Consider the following 23,290-nt stretch of genomic DNA (forward strand, 5'->3'; position numbering starts at 1 on the left):
TTACCTCCTTAAACTCCATCCTCTCAGAACACCTGAATGCCCTGACGCCAGACGTTTTGCACGTAGTGATGGTCGCCATGCGCCCGCGCCAGTACCAGATCCGCGCGTTTGCCTTCGGCAATTTCTCCGCGATCCTGCAACCCGAGCGCGTTAGCCGGATTGCGCGTCACCAGCTTCACCGCCTGCGGCAGGCTGAATGCGTTGTTGTCATCGGTGGCAATGCGGAACACCGCGTCGAGCAGGCTGGCGGGATAGTAATCGGAAGAGAGAATATCCAGCAGGCCGAGCGAGGCCAGATGGTGCGCCGCGACATTGCCGGAATGGGACCCGCCGCGCACGATATTCGGTGCCCCCATCAGTACCTGCAAACCGTTGGCGTGCGAGGCGCGTGCGGCCTCTTCAGTGGTCGGGAATTCGGCGATCACACTGCCGAGTGCCAGCGATTCTTCAACATGCGCGGCAGTCGCGTCGTCGTGGCTGGCCAGTGAAATATTGCGTGCCCGGCAGTGCGCGGCAATAGCTTCACGGTTTGGTTGTGCCCAGCGGCGCGAGAGGGCGATTTGCTCTTCCTGATAGTCGTCCATCTGCTGGTCATTAAGGTTGTACTTGCCCTGATAATACTCACGGTACTTCTGGGGTGTGGCGAACTGGCGCTGGCCCGGCGAATGGTCCATCAGCGAAACCAGTGACAGTATTGACGTATCCATAAGTTTTTCGAATAACGGCAAGGTGGTTTCATGCGGCAGTTCGCAGCGCAGATGCAAACGGTGCTCGGCACGGTTCAGTCCGGCATTCTGACTGTTGATGATAGCGTCGATCATCTTTTGCAGATTATCCAGACGATGCCCGCCGTCGCGCACATCGCCGACGGCGACGGCGTCCAGCACCGTGGTGATGCCGCTGGCGACCATCAGGGCATCGTGGCTGCTCATGGCTGAATGTGCCGGCCAGTCAACTTTCGGGCGCGGCGTGAAAAATTTATCCAGATTGTCGGTGTGCAGCTCGATTAAACCCGGCAGCAACCAGCCGCCCTGCGCATCCAGCGCCTGCGGTAACTGGCTGCTGCTGTCTGCGAAGGCACTGATCACGCCGTTTTTCATCTCAAGCGATCCTTCAACAACCTGATCGTCGAGTACCAGTCTGACGTTATTGATGATCATACGGACACCTCCGGCGCGGTTTCAGGGCTCATTTCATACAAACGATCGGCAACGCGTTCGCGCACATCCTCATCATGGAAAATCCCGACCACTGCCGCACCGCGCGCTTTGGCCTGTTCAATCAGCGTCACCACCGCCGCGCGATTGACCGCATCCAGCGAGGCGGTCGGTTCATCGAGCAACAGCACCGGATAATCGACCACAAAACCCCGGGCGATATTCACGCGCTGTTGTTCGCCGCCGGAAAACGTTGAGGGCGCAAGATGCCACAGACGTTCCGGCACGTTCAGATGGCGCAGCAATGCGCTGGCACGGGATTCGCTCTGCGCTTTATCTACGCCCAGCTCGAGCAGCGGCTGCATCACCAGATTCAGTGCACTGATACGCGGAATGACCCGCAGAAACTGGCTGACCCAGCCAACCGTATGGCGTCGGACCGCCAGAATTTCACGCGCTTCGGCGCTGACCATGTCGATCTGCTGCCCCTGATGTTCCACCCAGATGTTGCCGCTGTCCGGCAAATAATTGCCGTATAAAGAGCGCAAAAGGGTGGATTTTCCGCTACCGGAATGGCCGTGCAGTACCACACATTCCCCGGCATCGACCGTCAGGCTGGTGTGGCTGAACACCGGTAATCTGGCGCTGTTCTGGTTATGCAGAACGAAAGTTTTACTGAGATTTTCGACCCTGAGCTTCGTCGTCATTTTGGTCACTCTTTCTCTGGAATTAGATTCAGGACAGCACGGAAGAAACAAGCAGCTGCGTGTACGGATGATGCGGATCGTCGAGTACGCGGTCGGTTAAACCACTTTCTACCACCTGACCTTGTTTCATCACCAGTAAACGGTGCGCCAGCAGGCGGGCGACGCCAAGGTCGTGGGTGACAATCACCACCGCCAGTTGCATTTCCACCACCAGCGTGCGCAGTAAATCCAGCAGGCGCGCCTGAACGGACACATCGAGGCCACCGGTCGGTTCATCCATAAACACCAGTCGCGGGTGGGTCACCAGGTTACGGGCGATTTGCAGACGTTGCTGCATGCCGCCGGAAAACGTGGTCGGCAGGTCATCAATGCGTGAAACCGGAATTTCGACATCTTCCAGCCACTGACCGGCTTTCTTGCGGATATTGCCGTAATGGCGCTCACCGACTGCCATCAGACGCTCGCCGATATTACCCCCGGCTGAAACCTGACGACGCAGGCCGTCCATCGGATGCTGATGCACCACGCCCCAGTCGGTACGCAGCAGGCGGCGGCGGTCACTTTCAGGCATGTCATACAGAGATTGCGCCGGGGCTTGCCCGTTGTTGTAAATCACATTGCCTTGTTGCGGCGCAAGGCGGGCGGAAATCGACTGCAACAGCGTGGTTTTGCCGGAACCGGATTCGCCAACAATCCCCAGCACTTCGCCGGGAAACAGATTAAACGACACATCGCAAAAGCCTTTGCCCGGTGCATAAAGATGGGTCAGGTTATTCACCGACAACAACGGTCCGGCGGTGAGATTTAACGGAGTGTTCATCAGCGGTTACCCTCGTTGGAAGCCTGTTGCTCAACCTGCTGAGCACAAAAATCGGTGTCGGAGCACACGAACATCCGGTTGCCCTGATCGTCGAGCACCACTTCATCAAGATAACTGTGATGCGAGCCGCAAATTGCACAAGGTTCATCCCATTGCTGGACGGTGAACGGGTGATCGTCGAAATCCAGGCTTTCGACTTTGGTGAACGGCGGCAGGGCGTAAATACGTTTTTCACGTCCGGCACCGAACAGCTGCAATGCCGGCATCATGTTCATTTTCGGATTATCAAATTTCGGGATCGGCGACGGGTCCATCACGTAGCGGTCATTCACTTTCACCGGATAGGCGTAAGTGGTGGCGATATGGCCAAAGCGGGCGATGTCTTCATACAGCTTTACCTGCATCACGCCGTACTCTTCCAGCGCGTGCATTTTGCGGGTTTCGGTTTCACGCGGTTCGATAAAGCGCAGCGGTTCCGGGATCGGCACCTGGAAAATCAGGATCTGATCTTCCTGCAACGGCGTTTCCGGAATGCGGTGACGAGTCTGGATCAGGCTGGCTTCCACCGTTTTTTCAGTGGTTTTCACCCCCGCGACGCTCTGGAAGAATTTGCGGATCGACACGGCATTGGTGGTGTCGTCAGCACCCTGGTCGATCACTTTCAGCACGTCTTTTTCGCCGATCACGCTGGCAGTCAGCTGGATCCCGCCGGTGCCCCAGCCGTAAGGCATCGGCATTTCACGTCCAGCGAACGGCACCTGATAACCGGGGATCGCCACGGCTTTGAGGATCCCACGGCGGATCATACGTTTGGTCTGCTCGTCGAGATAACCGTGGTTGTAGCCGGTAATCGTTTGAGCGGCATTATTGTTCATTGGCGGGATCCTGTTCTTTCGCGGCACGCAGGCGTTTTAACAACTCCAGTTCGGCCTGGAAATCGACGTAATGCGGCAGCTTGAGGTGCGAGACAAAACCGGCAGCTTCGACGTTATCGGCATGGGACAATACGAATTCTTCGTCCTGCGCCGGACTGCTGATCTGTTCGTTGTATTCACGGGTTTGCAGTGCGCGATCGACCAGCGACATCGACATCGCCTTGCGTTCAGCACGACCAAATACCAGCCCGTAACCGCGGGTAAAGTGCGGCGGCTTGTCTTCCGGCGCGATGAAACCGTTCACCATCTCGCATTCGGTCAGCAGGATTTCGCCTATATCAATCGCAAAGCCCAGTTCTTCCGGCACGATTTCGACGGTCAGCCAGCCGGTACGGATTTCACCGGCGAACGGATGTGTGCGCCCGTAGCCGCGCTGGGTGGAATAACTCAGCGACAGCAGAAAACCTTCATCGCCACGCACCAGTTGTTGCAGACGTGCCGCGCGGGATGCCGGAAATACCGGTGGCGTGCGGGTGATGTCTTCCGGTTCGGTGCCGTCATCTTCTTCACGAACTGCCAGCTGCTGACTCGTCAGCAAATCAAACACGTGGCCGCACTCTTCCGGCTGGGGTTCATCGGCTATGGGTGTGAACGGTGCTTCACCTTCGGCCAGCAGGGCAAAATCCAGCAGACGGTGGGTGTAATCGTAAGTCGGGCCGAGCACCTGACCGCCGGGCAAATCTTTGTAGATAGCGGAAATACGGCGTTCAAGGCGCATCGCCTGGGTATTCAGCGGCTCGCTGGTGGCCAGACGCGGTAATGTGGTGCGGTAAGCGCGCAGCAGGAAAATGGCTTCAACCAGATCCCCGCCGGACTGTTTAATCGCCAGCGCTGCCAGTTCACGGTCGTAAATCCCGCCTTCACTCATGACACGATCGACCGCCAGACCCAGTTGTTGTTCGATCTGGTCACAACCGATTTCATTTACCCCGGTGTTGCCACGGCGCTCGTGCGCCAGCAACTGGTGAGCGGCGGCAATCGCCTTCTCACCCCCTTTAACGGCGACGTACATCAGCACACCTCCACGCGCGTGGTGCGCGGTATGGCAATCAGTTCTTCGCCGCAGGTGAACATAAAATCCAGACCCAGCGGGAAACGGTGAGGGCGGTTCAGCAGATAATCGCGTACGCAATCAGGCAACTGTGGAGAAAGGGTTCGGCTGTTCTCAATGCCCGGCCCGCGCAGACGCAGCGGGGTGCCGCCGGTCAGGCTTTCGAGCTGAACAATCACGCTGGTCGACAGTTCCGGCGACATTTCATCGCCGCACGGGAAAGCCAGCAGGGTAGCGCTGTCCAGCGCCGGATCAGCCAGTGCAAAACTGACAGCCGACGGGTCATCGGTGAGCACCGCGCCGGTATGAAAACGCAGGTTTTTACGCAGGATTTCATCGTTAAGCGACGCACTCAGCCATAACGGTGTGTCCTGATCGATAAGCGTCAGCAGCACGCACGCGCTGGCGGAACCCAATGCGCCGAAACCGGGCATGGCAGGTAACTGTACGCTGACACCGGGCTCGCTTAACGCTTTAAGGATACGGCGAAAACTGTACTGCGCATCGGCAACCGGATGTTGAAAACTGGCAACAAGTGACATGCGTTATTCTCCGCGAACCAGAGTAAAGAAATCGACGCGGCTGGAAGCCACCTCACGGGCGCGTTGCTGGCGGCGTTCCTGTTGCAGTGCGGCCAGCGGTGCTATCACGCGTTTATGCAGCAGTTCGTCCATGCCCTGTATTTGCAGTAATGCATCAATAATTGCGCACAGTTCGGCGTGGGCCTTATTACGACCGGCGACATAGCTGTAGCCACAGACGCCGCTGTCTGTCCGGATAACCGCGCGGGTAACGGTCATGTCGCCCATCACGAAGCGTTTGCCGGTACCGCCCATCCGGCCCTGAAGCTGAGTCAGGCCGGTTTCAGCGGCACGGAGTCGTTCAAATTGCGGTGACAAATTCAGCGGTTGCCAGTGCGCAAGCAACTCATCGGGACGGCTGTGAGCCAGCACCGACATCCAGCGCTGACGGGTTTGCAGGTGATCCATTCAGTGCTCCATGGTCAGTTCGATCATGTCGGCGCGCGTCAGGCTGACGGAGTATTCCGCCACTGACTCGTTGCCTTCACAAATGTTCAGGGTGCGGACACACAGCAGCGGTGCCTGCGGTACGATTTCGAGTAATTTGCTTTCTTTCGCCAGTGCACGGCGGGCATTAATGCGGGTGGTGCGGCGGGTGAGCTTTTGCTTAATTTCCTCGCGGATAAAATCGTGCAATGAGCCGCTGTGGAAGTTTTGCAGCGCAGGCCACCAGTCGAGATCCGGCAGGTAGTGATCAATCACGCAGACCGGCACGCCGTTGACGCGGCGCAGCGTGCGCAGGTGGATCACCGTGTCGCCCTCCTGACGTGACAGCGCCGCGGCAACGTGATCGGTGGCCGGACGCAGCACCGCCAGCAGACGTTCGCTGGTCGGGTGACTCCCCTGATCCAGCAGGTTCTGGCTGAAACGTGCCTGCGAATGCAGCGGATAATCATAAGGGCGCATCAGCACCAGCGTGCCTATTCCCTGACGGCGTTGCAGCCAGCCGCGATCGACCAGCTCATCCACTGCACGACGTAGCGTATGACGGTTCACCTGAAAACGTTCGGCAAGCTGTTGTTCCGGCGGCAGATAATCGCCGCAGCGGTAACCGTTACGCAGCTCCTGTTCCAGTTCAGCAGCGATTTGCTGATATACCGTCGTGTGACTGGTCGGATGTCTAGATAAGTTCATCACAATGAATACCTCGCATAGGATAAACGGACAAAGGGTGGCGCTGCGATACTGCGCAGTCGCCGGAGACTTTTATGGAAACGAGATAAAGAAGCCATGATGCAAACCTCAGTTCGGTGTTGGCATCATGTTGGAGAAGTTACGTGACAGTTGGGTGAAGGCCTGGTTGCAATGATGTGAAAGATGAAATACAGGAAGAAATATTAAAAATAGAGGGAACTTTTCGAACGGCGACTTTGTAACATCTTGATGGGGCAGATTATGGTAAATATCGATTTCTATTTGATTTCATTGATTTTTATAATTTTAAGAAATGTAAAAATTAATGGCTATTTTTTAATTTTTCGATCTTAAGTTATTTTAATTTATAATCCCTCTGAGCTTAATTTTAAAAATTGACATATTAGCTAAGCTAAATACTTAACACATATTGTGTTTTTAAAAATATAACTCAGTGTTTTTAATGCTGAATTTGAACATGAATGTATAATGATTCCACAAATAGATTCGTTATTTTAATGTTTGCTTTAAAGAACATACAAAAAATGATTGATTTTATCTGAAAGTGATTTGTTAAAAATTAGTATATATTTAAAGTGCCACGCATTTATGTACAATATGCGTCTTCTGGCCATTGCTTATATTATTCAATTAACAAGGAAAAGTTAGTTATGTTAAAAAAATCCAAGATTTTATTATTACCTGTTTGTTTATTTGCCAGCAGCATGGCAGCCAGTGCTGAAGATGGCACAATTACTTTTACGGGCACTATCAGTGATGCAACCTGTATCGTTGAAGGGGGAACTGACGCTGGCTTAACACCATCCGGGACTTTTACCGTTAATCTTAAACCTGTCAGCACTACTGCGTTAAGTGCACCAGGTAAGAAAGCGGGTGATACGCCGTTTTATATTAGTTTAAGCGGTGCTGAGTGTCCGAACGGTAAATTTGCTAATGTTTCATGGGAACGTGCTGCAAGCACCAAGATTGACAGCGCAACAGGTAATTTGCAGAACTCAACTGCAACAGGTTCTGCAACGAAAGTTCAGGTTGTCCTGTCCGATGAAAATAAACAAGCCATCGATTTACGTGTGCCGGTAACGGATCCTACTACAGGTAAAGAAATTACAAATAATACTGCACGTTTCGATTACTGGGCTCAGTATATTGCTACGGGCGGAGCATCCACCTCAGGTACCGTAAATACCGATATCGTTTACTCCATTATTTATAACTAAGATAAGACGCCGGAGTACTTGGTATTCCGGCTTATGAATAAAAAGGAGTGTTTAAGATGAAGTTGAACCTGGCAATCCTGTTGCCTTTACTCTTCGTATTTCTTTCGCCGGCCGAAGCCTCTATTCAGGTAATGGGAACTCGCGTTATTTTTAATGCGAAAGAGAAAGAACAATCGGTTCGTATTAATAATGTAGGAGACGCGCCTGCGCTTATTCAGGTCTGGCTCGACAGCCGAAGGGAATCAAAAATTGATGATAAAGAAAACTTGCCCTTTGTCATCAATCCGCCTATTTCCAGGATAAATAAAGGGAAAGGTAAAGTACTGCGAATATTTCCGACGGATGAAACCACGGCAAAATATCCACAGGACCGTGAAACGATGCTTTGGATAAACATTCTCGATATACCACCAGAGGATGAGAACGCAGCAGATAAAAATTTGATGAACATTGCGGTAAGAACAAGACTTAAGTTCTTCTATCGCCCGGCAGGACTTAAAGGTGATCTGATAACTGCGTCGGAAAACGTCCAATGGTCAGCTCAAAAAACGGCTACGGGTTATAAATTTACGGGAAGTAATAATTCACCTTATTATATTTCGTATGCCTCCATAAAAATGGTCGGGCAGGAAAAAAATATCCTTCAGGGTGATACTATCGAACCTTTTAGCAGTAAGGTTTTTGAATTTAAAGACGTGAAAAGCGTAGCTTCACCTGTACTAAATTATACTTTCATCACTGATCTTGGTGCATTTGTTAGCAAGGAATTCAAGTTGTAATAACCGCTTCTGCCTGTTGTTACAATAGATAAAGGAATATTTTTGTGATTCGTTACATTCAGGCATCAAAGCATATTCCTGCATTTATGGCGGGAGTTTTCAGTGTTGTGGTCAGTAATGCGTTTTGTGAAGAAACGCCCGTTACGCCAGTTGTGCCTGAAAACAATATCGAATCATCAAATTCGGTAAAAGAAAAGAAATCTATAAAATTTAATAACGGATTTATGGTAGGTAATCTTGCTGGCATGGATCTCTCTGCATTTGATAATGAAAGCGTAACACAGCCAGGAAACTATCATGTGGATATCGAAATCAATGGCAAATCTATTGGTACAAAGAAAGTTAAATATGTCGCTGTCGCCGGAACGCATGACGTACAACCGTGCTTGACTAAAGAATATGTTTATCAATTTGATATTGATACGTCAAAACTGCAGGCAGGCTGGGATCAGGATGAATGCATTTTATTGAGTAAGCTCATTCCGTCAGCGTCGTTTAAGTATGACGCTGATGAAGAAACACTATCATTTTCAATACCCCAAGTCAGCTTACTCAATAATCCGGAAGGCTATGTTAACCCTGAGCTTTGGGATAATGGTGTGCCTTCTTTAGCCGTAAACTATTCGCTCAGTGCAACTAACATGCGAAGCAATGATCATACTTCTGATGATTATTATTACGGAAATGCGATCTCTTCGTTAAAGCTGGGAGCATGGCGTTTTTATACTTACGACAGTGTCACGAAAGACAGTACCTCAACACAATGGGATCATATTTCATCGTATGTTCAGCGGGCGATTGCGCCTCTCAAAGCAGAAATGAAAGCCGGGGATATCAACACCAGTGGTGAACTGTTTAATACCGTTTCGCTGCGCGGTGTCACGTTAGAAACCGATGAACGTATGCTGCCTGATTCTCTCAGAGGGTATGCGCCGGTGATCCGTGGCGTGGCTGACACCAATGCAAAAATAACCATCAGGCAAAATGGTAACGTGCTTAAGGAACTGACGGTGCCGCCGGGTGAATTTGAAATCACGGATCTTTATGCCACGGGTTATGGCGGGGATCTGGAGGTCACGATTACCGAGGCGACGGGTCAGGTTCGTACCTTTGTTACGCCTTACTCCAGCGTACCGATGTTATTGCGTCCAGGGCAGTCGAGGTTTTCAACAACAGTGGGTGAGGTACGTAATGATTCATTACGTCATAAGCCGCTGGTTATGGAAGGTACTTACCAGTATGGACTGACTAACCAGGTCACTGCATACACGGGTTTCCAGACCACAGACAATAACGAATATTCAGCATTAATGGCCGGTGCCGCTGTTAATACGCCAATCGGCGCTTTGGGTGCGGATATTACCCGATCATTTACCTCGTTCGAGAAAGAAGATGAGGAGTCCTGCGATAGTTTCTGTGACATGAGTGTGAAACTCAGCCTGGCGAAATTCTTTAATGACACCGGAACGAACCTCAGCCTTGCGGGTTATCGTTATTCAAGTAAGGATTATTACACGCTCAGTGATGCACTGATGACGGCTCAGGCATTAGAGGATGATGAGGGTAAATATTTACCCATCAACTATCGCGACAAAGTTGAGATAAACATCAGTCAGAATCTTATCGATGGCTGGGGGAATGTTTATCTTTCCGGATATTATGGTCGCGCATGGGATTCAAAAACAGAAAAAAATAACGCCAGCAGTTATCAGTTTGGCTATTCAAACTCCTGGCATGCGATGAGTTATAACATCAATTTCAGCAAAACCATTGATGAAGATGGTAATACTGACGACGCCATATATCTCAGCATGTCTGTGCCTTTTGGTACGTTGCATTCTAAAGTCCCTAAGCTGAATGCCTCGGTGAGTTACAGTGATCAGGACTCCAGTATCAGAACCGCTCTTAATGGTACAGCGGGCGAATATAATCAGATGTCGTATGGTGGATGGATTAATTACGTTCAGGATCATCAAACGAATGCAGGTATAAATTTGGGGTACAGCGGCAGTGCTGTGCAAGGAAATGTCGGCTATAGCCAGACTGAAACTTCATTTATGACCACCATGAATGCCAGCGGCGGAGTGGTATTACATGAAGGAGGTGTGAATTACACCTCTGCGCTAAGTGACACCTTCGGCATTGTTGAGGCAAAAGGAGCAACAGGTTCGCATGTTTATCCTGATATGACTTCTCAGGTTTCTGAAAATGGCTATGCGATTATTTCCTCACTGAACCCGTATCAATATAACGATGTTTATCTTGATACAAAAGGCGCAGAAGCGGACGTAGAAGTTGAAGATACCAAAGCGAGTCTGGTTCCAACAGCCGGAGCCTCGGTGAAACTGAATTTCAAAACGAAAAATAATGTCACTAAATTCTTAGTGATTAAAGATAAACAAGGCAGCGTTATCCCTTATGGGGCAATGATAAAAGACAGCAATAAAAATATCCTCGGCATTGTCGGGCAGGGCGGAAGGACAATGATCGCTCAACCCGAAGACAATGTTGAACAAAAGTTAATAGTGACCTGGTCTAAAAAATCGGGGGCATATACCTGTCTCATAAAATATATTCCTGATGAGAAAGAAGTCACCGAGAAAAAAGTTGGGATCGCCACGCTTAATAAAGTGTGTGAATAAAAAGTCCCATGATTTGTTTCATAACGTATAGGAGGGTGCATGATGAAATCAATAATGACGTTCGTTATGCTGGGGTTAGTATCCTGGATAATGCCAGTGTCTTTAGCATTGGCAGCGAATGAATGTACCATCACGCAGGGTAAGGCGATTAATGTTTCCGTTAGTATTCCTACCCTGCGACCAGCCACGAAAGGTACTTCCGGGACCGTATTAGGAAGAGGGGAAGTCAGTACCCCGGCAATCAGCTATAACTGCGGGAATTTAATTCGTAATACCTGGCGATCGAAATTTACACGGCCTGAATCGACTCAGCAGGCACTGAATAATGTATATAACACGAATATTCCGGGGCTGGGCATCAGATTAAGTTGGCCTTCCTCAAGGAATATGTATTTTCCGGATGCAGCGGAATGCATCAGCAGTTGTACCGAACCTGCTGATAAGGTTCTTTTGGAGTTCGTACAAACGGGCACCATAAACAGCGGAACAATTCCGGCAGGCGTGATAGGCGAAGTCAATTTGGTGGCAGATTCTAATCCTGGCACTCCGGTAAAGATTGTCACCATAAGTCTGAGTACTCCGGTTGATGTCGCACCTAAATCTTGTGCCATTTTAACGCCTGTACAAAACGTCGAACTCGGTACTTATTCTTTGGCTGATTTCCAAAACAGAGTTGTCAGACGCGGCGCTGAGATCCCTTTCACGATCAAGCTCGATTGTCCGCAGGAAACTTCTATAGAATTTAGTTTCAGTGGCGATTTTCCCGTCGGTGCAACAAAAGGATATATTGACAATTGTGATGAAACAAGTTGTGCAAATAATGTGGGCGTCAGGCTATTAAGCAGCACAAGCTCAGCCGTGGATACTCAGGGAAAATACAGCACCGCTGTGAAATTTACCGGTGAGCGGACTTTCGGCTACAAAGCACAAATTTATCCTTACAATTATGCCGAAATGACAGCTGGCAAAATAGATACCAAAGTGATTTTTAATATTCGCATGAACTAGATTTTTCTTTTATAAAACATCAGGAAATTAATTATGTATAGGACGTACAAATATTTAGGGGCTGGCTTACTGGCTTTATCTTTTTCCGGCCAGTCAGCGATGCTGGCACCCATGAATTCCAATCGTGAGCTTGACCAGCTCGAACGCCGTCAGACTCAGATGAATATTGAGCAGGAGAAAAAACGTGAAGCTGAAGTATTAAATGCTGGGAAAAGTGCAGAGCAATTACCCGATAGCTTTGCCAAAGCGGGGCCAGGCTATAAGTTTGATATTAATGATATTGTTGTGCTGGGCGATGAAGAGTTTAATGATTCCCCAGCGCGTCAAAAAATAGTCGATGCCTATAAGCATACTAAAATGGGCCAGTATGAAATTATCAAACTCATCAGTGAGTTGACAAATTTCTATGTCGGTAAAGGCTATACGACAACTACAGTGACCATTCAGGAAAGCAGTCTGAAAAGTGGCATTCTGACCCTCAAAGTTTTATGGGGTAAAATTGATGGTGTCAGCGTTGAGGGTAAAGCGCCAACTTTTCGGCAATCGACACGCCTGTTCAGTGCCATGCCATTTGCATCAGGTAAAGTATTAAACATGTCGGATGTGGACCAGGGGCTTGATAATCTTTTGCGAGTCTCAGGTAGTGATAAACTCATTATTGTTCCTTCAGAAAAAAATGGTTATTCGACAATAGATTTGCAGAATTCAGATGTGAATCTGTTTAGCGGTAGTTTGGGGACGAATAACTCAGGAACAGAAAAGGACGGCTGGGCGCAATATTCTGCCAGCCTCAGTGCTAATAATTTAGCCGGATTTAACGATGTTCTAAACTACTATAACTCTTTCAATGACCTGAATAATAATAATGATAACCAGAAATCCTGGTCATTAGGCTACAGCGTGCCTCTGGGTTATTGGGCTTTTGATGCTCAATATTACCATTCAAGTTACGACAAAACGATCGGTGGCGATTTTGGCGGCTATGGTTCTGATGGTACATCTGATCGTATGTCGCTTAAAGTCAGCAGAATGCTGTTCCGTGATGCGAAAGGTAAAACCAGTGCTTACGCCAAAGTAGAAAGTAGCGACAGTACCAATAATATTGAAAATTCTCCGATTGATGTTAGCAGCAAACGTTTTTCTAACGTTACCCTGGGCCTCACCCGTGTGGGGACATTATTTGATGGCTCACTCTATGCCGATTTAAGTACCACCTTTGGTGTGCCCTGGTTTGGTGCTGCATGGAAAAACGATCCTGATTTAACAGGATTTGATGTTGATGCTGTGAAATATAATGGTTTGCTGAGTTGGTCAAAATCACTTTATCAACTCGGTCGTGTTGGTGTGGAATATGAACTGGGGTCCGGTTTTCAGTACACCGACGATATCTTAGTCAGTGATGACAATATGAGTGTTGGCGACGAGTATACGGTACGCGGATATAAAGATAGCTATATGTCCGTTAACAGTGCTGCCTATATTTCTAACACGTTTAAATTCCCCATCAGTATTTTTAAGTTTGGGATAAACCAAATATCTCCTTTCATTGGTTATGACCTGGCCGTCGTAAAGGATAACTGTTCGCAGGATGTTTCACTTTGTCATGCCGAGTATATGACAGGTGCAGCAGTTGGTTTGAAGTTTAGTGCAAAACATATTAACAGTGCCTTAACTTATAGCCGACCTTTAACAGAGCCTACATCTTTAAGGCATACAGGAATGTCAGAGGAAGCACTTTACTATAATGCTTCCGTGTCATTTTGATAGATTTTATCCAGTAATTTAAAATACCAGACAGAGGACGTTATGAATAAAAATTGTAATAAAAATCACTCCAGTAAAGTGATCAAGCTAAAACCCTTATATCTGGCGATGGCCAGTATTTTCTCATCATTTGCAGATGCAGGTGCAATTATTCCTGATAACCGGGAACATAATGCGCCCACAATGAATCAAAGCGCCAATGGCACACCGGTTATCAATATTGTTGATCCGAACGCCAGCGGCGTTTCACATAACAAATTTTCTGAGTTTAACGTTAATCAGGAAGGCGTTGTATTCAACAACAGCATGACCGATGGTGCCAGTAAAATTGGTGGTTTCATTATTAAAAACAACCAGTTGACTCATGAATCAAAAGCCATTATTTCTGAAGTTACCGGCACGAAAGGAACTCAGATTAATGGCGCTATGGAAGTCTTTGGTAAGAAAGCCGATATTATTATTGCCAACCAAAATGGGATTTCCGTTAACGGCGTTTCAACTGTCAATGCGAATAACCTGACATTAACGACAGGTAAAATTAATGCTCAGGCGGATGGTCGTATTCAGCTTAGTGTGGAAAAAGGCGAGGTCAATGTTCAGGGGAAAGGGATCTCGACTGAGGGCCTGAGCTATTTCGACATTATCAGCCGTTCTGCGGTACTTGAAGGCGAGATTGCGGGCCAGGCGGATATCAAAGTTGTCACCGGTCTGAATGAATACGATATTCAATCCCGTACCCATACTGTGCGTGATGCGAATGCCAGCGATCGTCCTGAAGTGTCCATTGATGGCAGTGCGTTAGGTTCAATGTACGGTAACCGCATTCAGCTGATCAGTACCGAAAGTGGTGCCGGGGTTCGCCATGAGGGCAGCGTTGTCGGGAAAAACGGCATTGAAATATCTGCTAATGGTGATCTGCGCTTAAGTGGTTTAAAGAGCGAGCAGGGTGGAGTGACGCTTACAGGTAACAATATCAGCGTACAGAAAAACTCTGCGGGTCAGGGTGGGATTATAAGCCAGCTGGATCTGGTGATGAATGCATTAGGTCATGTTGAGTTAGGTGCTGATGCGATTTCAGCACAGGGTCGGATCCTTATTGACGCCAGCTCAATGTTGCAAAATGCGGCCACATTAATGGCCGAAAATGATCAGGCAGCGGCTGTTAACGTGCCCTCAATCCAGATTAATATCGCGAATGAATACCAAATCGTTGGCTCACTGTATGCGGTAGATCAATCTGGCAACCAGATCTCAGGCGCCGTTATTTCTCTGGAAAATGGGGATTATGTTGTCCGCCAAAACGGCCAGGTCATCGATGCCGGAGTTGCCTCCAATGCACAACTTATCAGCAACAGTGGTGATATTGCCGTTAATGCCAAAACGGTCAAAAATAACAATGGTGGTATCTTCGCTCAGAAAGGCGCACTGGTATTAAATATTGATGAGGCCTTTGAAAACAACGGTATGATCAATGCGTCGGGTAAACTGTCCATCAATACCCGTGCATTTAAAAATAAAGGCATTATCTTTACTAATAGCCAATTGATTAACACGAATTCATTTGAGAATGCCGGCGGGTTGTACGCACAGAATGCTGTTGAAGTGAACACTGACTCGCTAAGTAACAGTGGCCAAATGAGCTCGACTGACAGCGATATTCAACTGAATGTAAATGGCGTATCTGCGAGTAACAGCGGTAGTATCTCCGCGAAAAATATCAGCATTAATCAAAAGAACCAGGGAAATAAAAGCGCTGTATTTACCAATGATGGCAGAATAGATACCGAAGAGAAACTGCATATTAATTCTGATTCTGTTTCTAACAGCGGTACCCTGATTGCAGGCACAACAGTCGAACTTGCTTTAACAAAAGAATTAAAGAATACCGGTGCTGCTGCAGAAATTATTGCTGAGCAGGATTTGCTCATTCACAGTAACCTGTCTGATCATGCCCTGAATATTTTCAATGAAGCCGGATGGATACAGGGCGATAATCTTTCTATATCTGACATTGATACTTATAGTAATACTGCCGGCGCTACGTTGATTGCCAATGGCAATATTGAATTGTCAAATATCAACAATATTTTTAATGATGATTCGTTGATTAAAGCAGATTCTGTATTATTAAGTCATATCCAAAATCTTAGTAATACACAGAATTCTGTGATTGAAGGTAGCAATAGTTTAACAATCACTGATGTTAAAAAACTGATTAATGATAAATCATCTCTTCAGTCTGATGGTGATGTGACAATCAGTGGTATCACGGATCTGAATAATGTGAATGGCCTGATAAGTTCGGGGGGTACCCTGGATATCAATCAGGTTGAAAATTTCCTGAATACCGCGGTATCGACTATTCAGGCATCCACGGCGTTATTGATAAATTCTGTTACATCTCTGGAAAACAGCGATGGTTCTGCCTTGCTTTCACAAGATGTGATGAATATTGATGCAGTTAAAAATATTCTCAATGATGAGTCAAGCAATATCATCAGTGACACGGAATTGACGGTTTCAAATTCAGATCGTCTTGATAATGCTGGTTTTATTCAGTCAAACGGTAATTTGTTGATCAAAGATGTCAATACCTTACTCAACTCAGGTGAATCCTCCCTGATTGCAGCGCTTGATAATCTGACGATTGAAAATATTTCAAATTTATCCAATACAGATAAAGCAACAATCTCTGCGGGTCTGGAATTGGTGCTTAACTCCATTGTGACGCTGGTAAATCATGCTGCCCTCATCCAGTCAGAAGACAGTATGACAGTTAATGCAGCCAATCTGACTAACCTGGCAGGTAATATCCAGAGTTATGGAAATATCGCTTTAAACATTAATAATGTGCTTGAAAACCTGTTTGAAGATGGTATTGATGAGTACGGAAATCCGGTTAAATTTGGCGGCAATCTTCTTTCTGACGGCACGCTTGATATTCATGCTGCAACGCTGGTTAATAACAGTGAAATCAATGCAACAAACATCCTTATTAATGCCAACGATGTCAATAACACCTCCGGTAATATTGAGGGCTACGAGACCGCTGAACTTAAAATAACCAATGACTTCATTAACAAAGAGGGTACGGTTCGCGGTAACGACCGTATGTCTTTGGATTTAGACAAAGACTATGTATTTGATGAGAATGCCGGGAGTCTGACAACACTCGAGGAATTATCCATTCATTCTGACGGCAATATTACAGTACGTGGCTCACTTGAAAGTGCAGGCGATCTTATCCTCGATGCTGGAAAAGATATTACTAACTATTATGCGATTGTCAGTAATAAAGATATTACCCTGACGGCTAACAATATCACCAATGCTTTTAACGCTGAAACGGTAGACCGTGACGGAAATGCGATCCCTGCGATGAGCAGCCTGATCTGGGCTTTTGGTGATGTCAACATTGATGCACGTGAAGGAACATTCCATAACGAAAAATATGGCAACGTTCTGAGTGTGGGCGACATGAGCATTATCGCCAATGAAATTATTAATGATGCCGGTATTATTCGCTCAGAAGGCGATATGGCGCTGGATGCAAGAAGCATTAAGAACCTCAGCGAATATAGCGGTGGTGACTGGAAAACCGGGCCTATTCAGGAAGGGCGTGGTTTCGTTGAATTTTATAGTGGGTTAAATTACTACTCTCGTACTATTAAAACTTATCTTCCTACGCTGTCTTCCGATATTACAATGTTAACGAAGGCTGAAATATCTTCATCTGGAAAAATAGATATCAATCAGCGTAATATTTTTGAAAATACTTCCAGTAATCCATTAGAAATACTTAATGAAGGCGGTATTATTCAATCAACCGGTGATATGACCATAACGGGGAATTTAACGAATCGGCCAAAATATACACAAGCACCTCTATACGACTATTTAACTGAACCTTTAGCGCAACCTATAGAAATTGATATTTATCATAAACTTGTTAATGATGATAATATCCCAGCTACTTTTAATACTATATACAGTTTCCTGAATTGGATGTTTGCGGATGGTAATCCTAGTACCATAGATGGTAAAGAATATGGTGACGATTATGTTCCTCATACGCCTCAGCCTCCGTTTATAGTAATTGATCCAGTCATTAGGATTGGTGAATATAAAGATGCGTTCTTAAATTCGCTTAGAAAAGCTGCAAGTGGCGGTGATAAATCTGTGGAATCCCCACAGCTTAACACCGTAATGACCATGATATTTGGTGAGAGCTGGTTAACTAAAGATCTGGATACGTTAAGAAGTGATTGGGTTAATCTTGGTAAATCTTCGGATAGCACTGATATTGGTACCGATGCAGCCCTGAAGGAAAAAGGTTTCTATTTCCTGCCTAATGACAAGGGAAGCATCGTCACATTGGGCACCTTCACCCACAATGGTGGGGAATTAAATAATGGTATTGGCGACTTTCATACAGAAACTGGGACTTCAGGCTCAGTGAATGTTGAGAAAGTTGGTGACCAGGAAATTACCCCAATTGGTGGTAGTACAGAGGTTCTGGTTAATATCAAAGACATTGAAGAATACCGCGCAGGTATTTCTCCAATGAGTACTATTGAGGCCATGAGTAAGTTGCCTGCCATGTTCCCTTATTCTCCGGAATGGAACCAGCGGAACACGGACGAGCCAAATCTCAAGGACGGACCTACAAATACCGTCACACCGGTTTTCGAAACACGCTTCGAAATGATCGACCAGAGCCAGTATTTTGGTTCAGACTATTTCTTCGAACAGGTCGGTTATGTTCCTGACGAACCTGTCTATGTGATTGGCGACAACTATTATATTTCTGAACTGATCCGTCGGCAGATCAACGACTCTGTCGGCACCTATTTCGCAGTGCGCGATGGTGTTGATGGCGTTGATTTAGTCAAGATGCTGATGGACAACGCTATGGAAGTTGTCAACTACGGTGTTGCTGATACCAGTGGCACTGAAGACAGCGATGAAGTGTCATCCTCCGCGATGAGTTCAACAAGCAGCAATAACAGTCCGGGTCAGACGCTGTCGGTTGAAACGAGTACCGCCATGTCCGGCACATCCCCGGCGATGAGTTCAACAAACAGCAATAACATTCCGGGTCAGACGCTGTCGGTTGAAACGGGTACCACCATGTCCGGCGCATCCGCCCCGACGGGTGCGACCATCAGCAATGGTCAGGTCGTGTCGTCTGGTACAGGCATCACCATGTCCGGCGCATCCGCCCCGACGGGTGCGACCATCAGCAATGGTCAGGTCGTGTCGTCTGGTACAGGCATCACCATGTCCGGCGCATCCGCCCCGACGGGTGCGACCATCAGCAATGGTCAGGTCGTGTCGTCTGGTACAGGCATCACCATGTCCGGCGCATCCGCCCCGACGGGTGCGACCATCAGCAATGGTCAGGTCGTGTCGTCAGGTACAGGCATTACCATGTCCGGTACATCCGCCCCGACGGGTGGGTCAATCAGCAATGGTCAGGTCGTGTCGGCCGGAGCGGGCGCCGTTGCGGGCGACACATCTTCTGCGATGGGTTCAACAAACAGCATTAACCTCCCAGGTCAGACCCTGGAGGGGGGAGCGGGTGCTATTGCGGGCGGCACAACCTCCGAGACGGGTGCGACAAGCAGCAATAACATTCCGGGGCAGACGCTGTCGGGTGACACTACTGCTGCCTCATCCCCTGAAACCAGCGGGACGGCGAGCAACAATAACCTGCCGGGTCAGACGTCAGATACGGCCAGTTCAACGACTACTGCGGTGAAATCAAATTCCACTAAAGAAAATCTTGGTCTGGTGGTCGGTGAGCCATTGACTGAAGAACAGCGCGGTAAGCTGGATAAAGACATTGTCTGGTTCGTTAACCAAACGATTGATGGCGAGCAGGTATTAGTGCCTTTTGTGTATCTTGCAAATTCAACCATTGAAGCCATGTCCACCGGCGCAAAAGAATCCAGTGGTTCTGCCGTCATTCATGCGAAGAACGATGTCAACATTGATGCCTCTTCCGTGAATAACCAAAACGCCGTTATTTCCGCAGGTAATGACGCGAACATTACTGCCAAAGGCGATATTAATAACAGCAGCAACGGTGCAAATGGCGGAATTGTTGCTAAAAAAGATGTAAGCATGGTCAGCACTGAAGGTTCCATTAATAACGATGGCGCTTACGTGAAAGCAGGCAATGACATTAATATGTCTGCTGAAAATGGCAGCATTGAAATGACCGCCAGCGTCGGACGTGATGCAGAAGGTAAACAGCAAGTTCATACTTATGATGATGCTGTTTCTGCTGGTGGCGACATTAATATGAAAGCCAAAGATATTACATCTAATGCGGCCAATATTGAGGCCGGTAATGATGTCAATATGAAATCAACTGAAGGTGATATCACCTTCAATGAAATGCATGAAATTTCAGCTGAATACACCAATGAGCTGGATAAAAAGAATGCGCTTAACTTTACCCATACTGAGACTGAGACGACGACCGCAACCGCGATTGAAAGTAAAGTCAAAGCGGGCGGCAAGTTAAATATCGACTCCGCCGAAGACGTAGTGATGAAAGGGGGCGAGTACAGTGGCACTTCCGGCAATATCAAAGCAGCGGGTGAAGTGGATATGCAGGCCACCCAGGATTATGAACATTCAGAATCTGTGGTTGAATCCCGTGAGTTCACGTTAACCGGTAATGCTAATGCTGTTGGCTATAGCGCTTCCGCTGAGCACAGCGCACTAGAGGGGGGAAGTAGCAGTACTAATGCGGGTGATTATGGCTTCGACTACGGTTCTGAATTTGGTGGTCATGGCTCGAAAAGTCCGGGTAAAGCTCCTGTCGCTCCTGCCGCTGAGGCTTTTGTAGGTTTCCGCTCCTCCACAGATAAGGCAACCTCAGATACCACAACGAATCAAAATGCTTCTTTCAATTTCAGTGATGATCTTAATATTGAAGCGAAAACCGTGGATATTGGTGGTGCAGATATCAAGGCGGGTGACGAGTTAAATATTACGGCTGATGAACTTAAAACCACGAAGTACGTGGATACTCACGATGAAACCTTCAGCCATGAAGGGCTTTCAGTCGGTGTGACGGGAAGTGCGTCCAGCGTCATTCTTGATGTTTTAGATAAGAATGCCGGCATGGTCGTAAACGAAGCCAATAATCCTGATGTGGATTTTGATGCCTTAACTACAGCAGCTCAGGTTGCCGGGGATGCGACAAACTTAATCTTCAATGATTATGCTTCTTACAACACCACCTGGGGTGTTGATTACAACAAGTCTTCGGGGTCATCAAGTTCGACCAGTGAAAATATTACGCATCTTGACGCCGGTAAAATCAATATCAAAACCAAAGGCGATACCACGCTGAACGGGGTTGATATGAAAGCGAATGATGTTGCTATTGATGCGGGTGGTGACGTTAATATGCGCGCGGCCGAAAAAACCTCTTCTTACACTGAAGATGGGATGAACGTCAGCATCGGCGTGACTGCTGGTGCGGCCATAGACCGTGACACTGCCGGTGCCGGTGCCTCACTGGATGCTTCCGGGGGGAATAACCATACTGATAAGAGTTCTAAAAGTTATACCAACACCACCATTCTCGCTGATAATGTTGATATTAAAAGTGGAAATGATATCAATTTACATGGTGCTGATATTACGGCGAACACTGCTGATGTGAAAGCCGAGGGTGATCTGAACATTGTTTCCGTTCAGGATACGGTTAACAACGATGCATCGAGCTGGCATGCCGGTCTTTCTGTCGGTGCCGCAGTAACAACGGACTCGAAGGGTATTCCTATTCCGACTGCTTCTGCGAATGCCGGTGGAGGTTCTGACTACCTTGATAGCGCAAAAACCGCGAAACAATCGGGGATACACACCAGCGGTGAGCTAAATGTTGACGTCAGTGGTGATCTCAATATGAACGGAAGCCATCTTATTTCCGACGATCATACCGGTAATGTTGATGTGGCAGGTAGCATCAATGTGCAGGATCTGGTCGATACGGTTGAGCAAGATGGCGCGTATGGCGGTGGCGGTGGCGGTGTGACCAAAACCGGTCCGAGCGTCAACATATATGCGCAAACGACAGATGAAGTCCATTATCAGGAAAATCAGCATTCCACTATTGATGTTGGTAACACCACCGCAGGCCAGATTAATGGCGATGTGAATACTGATGGCACCAAAACGTCTGAAGTCGTTAAAGATGAGAAAGAGTGGGGCAGTGATATTTCTGCGACGGTAAGCTGGAGCCCGTCTAAGAGCGATAGCTATGATGTGAAGACGCCAGACGCGGTGAAACCAAAACCAGCCGATACGACGGATGGCGTGACGCCACGACCGGAACCGACGCCACAGCCGAAACCGGAGCCAACGCCGGAACCGACGCCACAGCCGAAACCGGAACCAACGCCGGAACCGACGCCACAGCCGAAACCGGAGCCAACGCCGGAACCGACGCCACAGCCGAAACCGGAACCAACGCCGGAACCGACGCCACAGCCGAAACCGGAACCAACGCCAGAACCAACACCTGAGCCGACACCGGAACCAGCACCAACACCGAAACCGGATGAGAGTGAGACGCAGAAAACGGGTGACGATGATACACCAGTGAAACCGGATGACGGCACGAAACCGGATGACGGCACGAAACCGGATGACGGCACGAAACCGGATGACGGCACGAAACCGGACGACGGCACGAAACCGGACGACGGCACGAAACCGGACGACGGCACGAAACCGGATACAGATGAAACGGATTCACCGGACAAAAAACCGCGCCCAAGCGAATACAACGGTAAGAAATGGGAGGTTAAAACACCTGAGCGTGTGGTATTAACACCGGGGTCGGCAACCGGCAACACGACCTGGATTGAACCGCCGAAATCTGGCCCGGGTAAAGACGGTACTCAGTATCAGGGGGTGCCAAGGAGTGGTGCGGTTAAAACGCGTGATACTACGCCGAAAACACCGGCTGCGGACACCAAAAAGGCGGATCCAAGTCAGTATCAGGGTAAAAAATATCCTATTGTACAGCCTGTGAAACCGATAATAGCGTCGCCTGGTTCCAGCACTAATAACATCACGCCAAATGATACGCCGCGAGATGGGAATAAAAATAATGGCACGGAATATGAAGGCCAGCCGGTGCGCCAGGAAGTGAAGCTGCCGGACGGTGCCGCTATCTGGAAGCCACTGATGCCAGAACACGTTATGGCATCTGCGCATACTTATCAGGAAACGGAGTGGTCTGAGAGTAATACCCCAATCAACCAGCGGGGTACTAAGAACGCGTAATTGATACACCTGTAATCTCCATTAGCCCTAAAATGCGTCTCACATGAGGCGCATTTTTTTTACCTCTTGTTTAACAAGTTTTTGATCAGGTTTGTTGGCTCAAAAAAACAAGGGAGAAGGGAGATGAAACTAAGAGATAACATGACGAGATAAAAAAGAGGG

General features: G+C 48.0%; 14 protein-coding genes. 6 read left to right on the top strand and 8 right to left on the bottom strand.

Translation table 11 applies throughout. The annotated features are described in order from the left end of the window. Window positions 1-23: 23 nt before the first annotated feature. From phnM to phnF, 8 genes are read right to left on the bottom strand one after another with little or no spacing between them, the layout of a single operon-like run. The gene (phnM, locus tag RAHAQ2_RS02580; RefSeq protein WP_014333724.1) at window positions 24-1,160 is read right to left on the bottom strand and encodes an alpha-D-ribose 1-methylphosphonate 5-triphosphate diphosphatase; all 1,137 of its coding nucleotides are present in this window, start codon (window positions 1,158-1,160) and stop codon (window positions 24-26) included. Beyond that, the gene (gene phnL, locus RAHAQ2_RS02585; protein ID WP_014333725.1) at window positions 1,157-1,864 is read right to left on the bottom strand and encodes a phosphonate C-P lyase system protein PhnL; all 708 of its coding nucleotides are present in this window, start codon (window positions 1,862-1,864) and stop codon (window positions 1,157-1,159) included. Before phnL ends, phnM begins: the two co-directional genes overlap by 4 nt. Window positions 1,865-1,892: 28 nt before the next feature. After that, window positions 1,893-2,684, bottom strand: coding sequence for a phosphonate C-P lyase system protein PhnK (gene phnK, locus RAHAQ2_RS02590; protein ID WP_014333726.1), 792 nt, complete (start codon window positions 2,682-2,684; stop codon window positions 1,893-1,895). Then, complete coding sequence (locus tag RAHAQ2_RS02595; protein ID WP_014333727.1) at window positions 2,684-3,559, bottom strand: alpha-D-ribose 1-methylphosphonate 5-phosphate C-P-lyase PhnJ; 876 nt, start codon at window positions 3,557-3,559, stop codon at window positions 2,684-2,686. Before RAHAQ2_RS02595 ends, phnK begins: the two co-directional genes overlap by 1 nt. Further along, window positions 3,549-4,631, bottom strand: coding sequence for a carbon-phosphorus lyase complex subunit (locus tag RAHAQ2_RS02600; RefSeq protein ID WP_014333728.1), 1,083 nt, complete (start codon window positions 4,629-4,631; stop codon window positions 3,549-3,551). The genes RAHAQ2_RS02595 and RAHAQ2_RS02600 overlap by 11 nt, the downstream gene beginning before the upstream one ends. Then, on the bottom strand, window positions 4,631-5,212 hold the full coding sequence (gene phnH / locus RAHAQ2_RS02605) for a phosphonate C-P lyase system protein PhnH (protein ID WP_014333729.1): 582 nt from the start codon (window positions 5,210-5,212) through the stop codon (window positions 4,631-4,633). The genes RAHAQ2_RS02600 and phnH overlap by 1 nt, the downstream gene beginning before the upstream one ends. A 3-nt stretch (window positions 5,213-5,215) precedes the next feature. Beyond that, window positions 5,216-5,659 (bottom strand): phosphonate C-P lyase system protein PhnG, encoded by a 444-nt coding sequence (gene phnG / locus RAHAQ2_RS02610; RefSeq protein ID WP_014333730.1) that lies wholly within the window; start codon window positions 5,657-5,659, stop codon window positions 5,216-5,218. Then, entirely contained in the window at window positions 5,660-6,385 is a 726-nt protein-coding gene (gene phnF, locus RAHAQ2_RS02615; RefSeq protein WP_014333731.1) for a phosphonate metabolism transcriptional regulator PhnF, read from the bottom strand. 671 nt (window positions 6,386-7,056) lie between these two features. Here phnF and RAHAQ2_RS02620 point away from each other — a divergent pair. The 6 genes from RAHAQ2_RS02620 to RAHAQ2_RS02645 are packed head-to-tail and all read left to right on the top strand — an operon-like array spanning window position 7,057 to window position 23,128. After that, window positions 7,057-7,623: a fimbrial protein gene (locus tag RAHAQ2_RS02620; protein ID WP_014333732.1), complete on the top strand. Its 567-nt coding sequence runs from the start codon at window positions 7,057-7,059 to the stop codon at window positions 7,621-7,623. 56 nt (window positions 7,624-7,679) lie between these two features. Next, the gene (locus RAHAQ2_RS02625) at window positions 7,680-8,402 is read left to right on the top strand and encodes a fimbrial biogenesis chaperone (protein ID WP_014333733.1); all 723 of its coding nucleotides are present in this window, start codon (window positions 7,680-7,682) and stop codon (window positions 8,400-8,402) included. Between the two features lie 44 nt (window positions 8,403-8,446). After that, on the top strand, window positions 8,447-11,044 hold the full coding sequence (locus RAHAQ2_RS02630; protein WP_014333734.1) for a fimbria/pilus outer membrane usher protein: 2,598 nt from the start codon (window positions 8,447-8,449) through the stop codon (window positions 11,042-11,044). A 39-nt stretch (window positions 11,045-11,083) separates the two neighbouring features. After that, on the top strand, window positions 11,084-12,052 hold the full coding sequence (locus tag RAHAQ2_RS24775; protein ID WP_014333735.1) for a fimbrial protein: 969 nt from the start codon (window positions 11,084-11,086) through the stop codon (window positions 12,050-12,052). Window positions 12,053-12,085: 33 nt separating this feature from the next. Beyond that, entirely contained in the window at window positions 12,086-13,816 is a 1,731-nt protein-coding gene (locus tag RAHAQ2_RS02640) for a ShlB/FhaC/HecB family hemolysin secretion/activation protein (protein ID WP_014333736.1), read from the top strand. Between the two features lie 42 nt (window positions 13,817-13,858). Continuing rightward, window positions 13,859-23,128, top strand: coding sequence for a two-partner secretion domain-containing protein (locus RAHAQ2_RS02645; protein ID WP_014333737.1), 9,270 nt, complete (start codon window positions 13,859-13,861; stop codon window positions 23,126-23,128). The last annotated feature ends 162 nt before the right edge of the window (window positions 23,129-23,290 follow it).

Origin of the sequence: Rahnella aquatilis CIP 78.65 = ATCC 33071, assembly GCF_000241955.1 — a bacterium.
Lineage (GTDB): Bacteria > Pseudomonadota > Gammaproteobacteria > Enterobacterales > Enterobacteriaceae > Rahnella > Rahnella aquatilis.

What these genes read in the sequence shown, in the direction of transcription:
- phnM (WP_014333724.1), bottom strand. Translation starts at nt 1,160, where the DNA reads ATGATCATCAATAACGTCAGACTGGTACTCGACGATCAGGTTGTTGAA.
- phnL (WP_014333725.1), bottom strand. Translation starts at nt 1,864, where the DNA reads ATGACGACGAAGCTCAGGGTCGAAAATCTCAGTAAAACTTTCGTTCTG.
- phnK (WP_014333726.1), bottom strand. Translation starts at nt 2,684, where the DNA reads ATGAACACTCCGTTAAATCTCACCGCCGGACCGTTGTTGTCGGTGAAT.
- RAHAQ2_RS02595 (WP_014333727.1), bottom strand. Translation starts at nt 3,559, where the DNA reads ATGAACAATAATGCCGCTCAAACGATTACCGGCTACAACCACGGTTAT.
- RAHAQ2_RS02600 (WP_014333728.1), bottom strand. Translation starts at nt 4,631, where the DNA reads ATGTACGTCGCCGTTAAAGGGGGTGAGAAGGCGATTGCCGCCGCTCAC.
- phnH (WP_014333729.1), bottom strand. Translation starts at nt 5,212, where the DNA reads ATGTCACTTGTTGCCAGTTTTCAACATCCGGTTGCCGATGCGCAGTAC.
- phnG (WP_014333730.1), bottom strand. Translation starts at nt 5,659, where the DNA reads ATGGATCACCTGCAAACCCGTCAGCGCTGGATGTCGGTGCTGGCTCAC.
- phnF (WP_014333731.1), bottom strand. Translation starts at nt 6,385, where the DNA reads ATGAACTTATCTAGACATCCGACCAGTCACACGACGGTATATCAGCAA.
- RAHAQ2_RS02620 (WP_014333732.1), top strand. Translation starts at nt 7,057, where the DNA reads ATGTTAAAAAAATCCAAGATTTTATTATTACCTGTTTGTTTATTTGCC.
- RAHAQ2_RS02625 (WP_014333733.1), top strand. Translation starts at nt 7,680, where the DNA reads ATGAAGTTGAACCTGGCAATCCTGTTGCCTTTACTCTTCGTATTTCTT.
- RAHAQ2_RS24775 (WP_014333735.1), top strand. Translation starts at nt 11,084, where the DNA reads ATGATGAAATCAATAATGACGTTCGTTATGCTGGGGTTAGTATCCTGG.
- RAHAQ2_RS02640 (WP_014333736.1), top strand. Translation starts at nt 12,086, where the DNA reads ATGTATAGGACGTACAAATATTTAGGGGCTGGCTTACTGGCTTTATCT.
- RAHAQ2_RS02645 (WP_014333737.1), top strand. Translation starts at nt 13,859, where the DNA reads ATGAATAAAAATTGTAATAAAAATCACTCCAGTAAAGTGATCAAGCTA.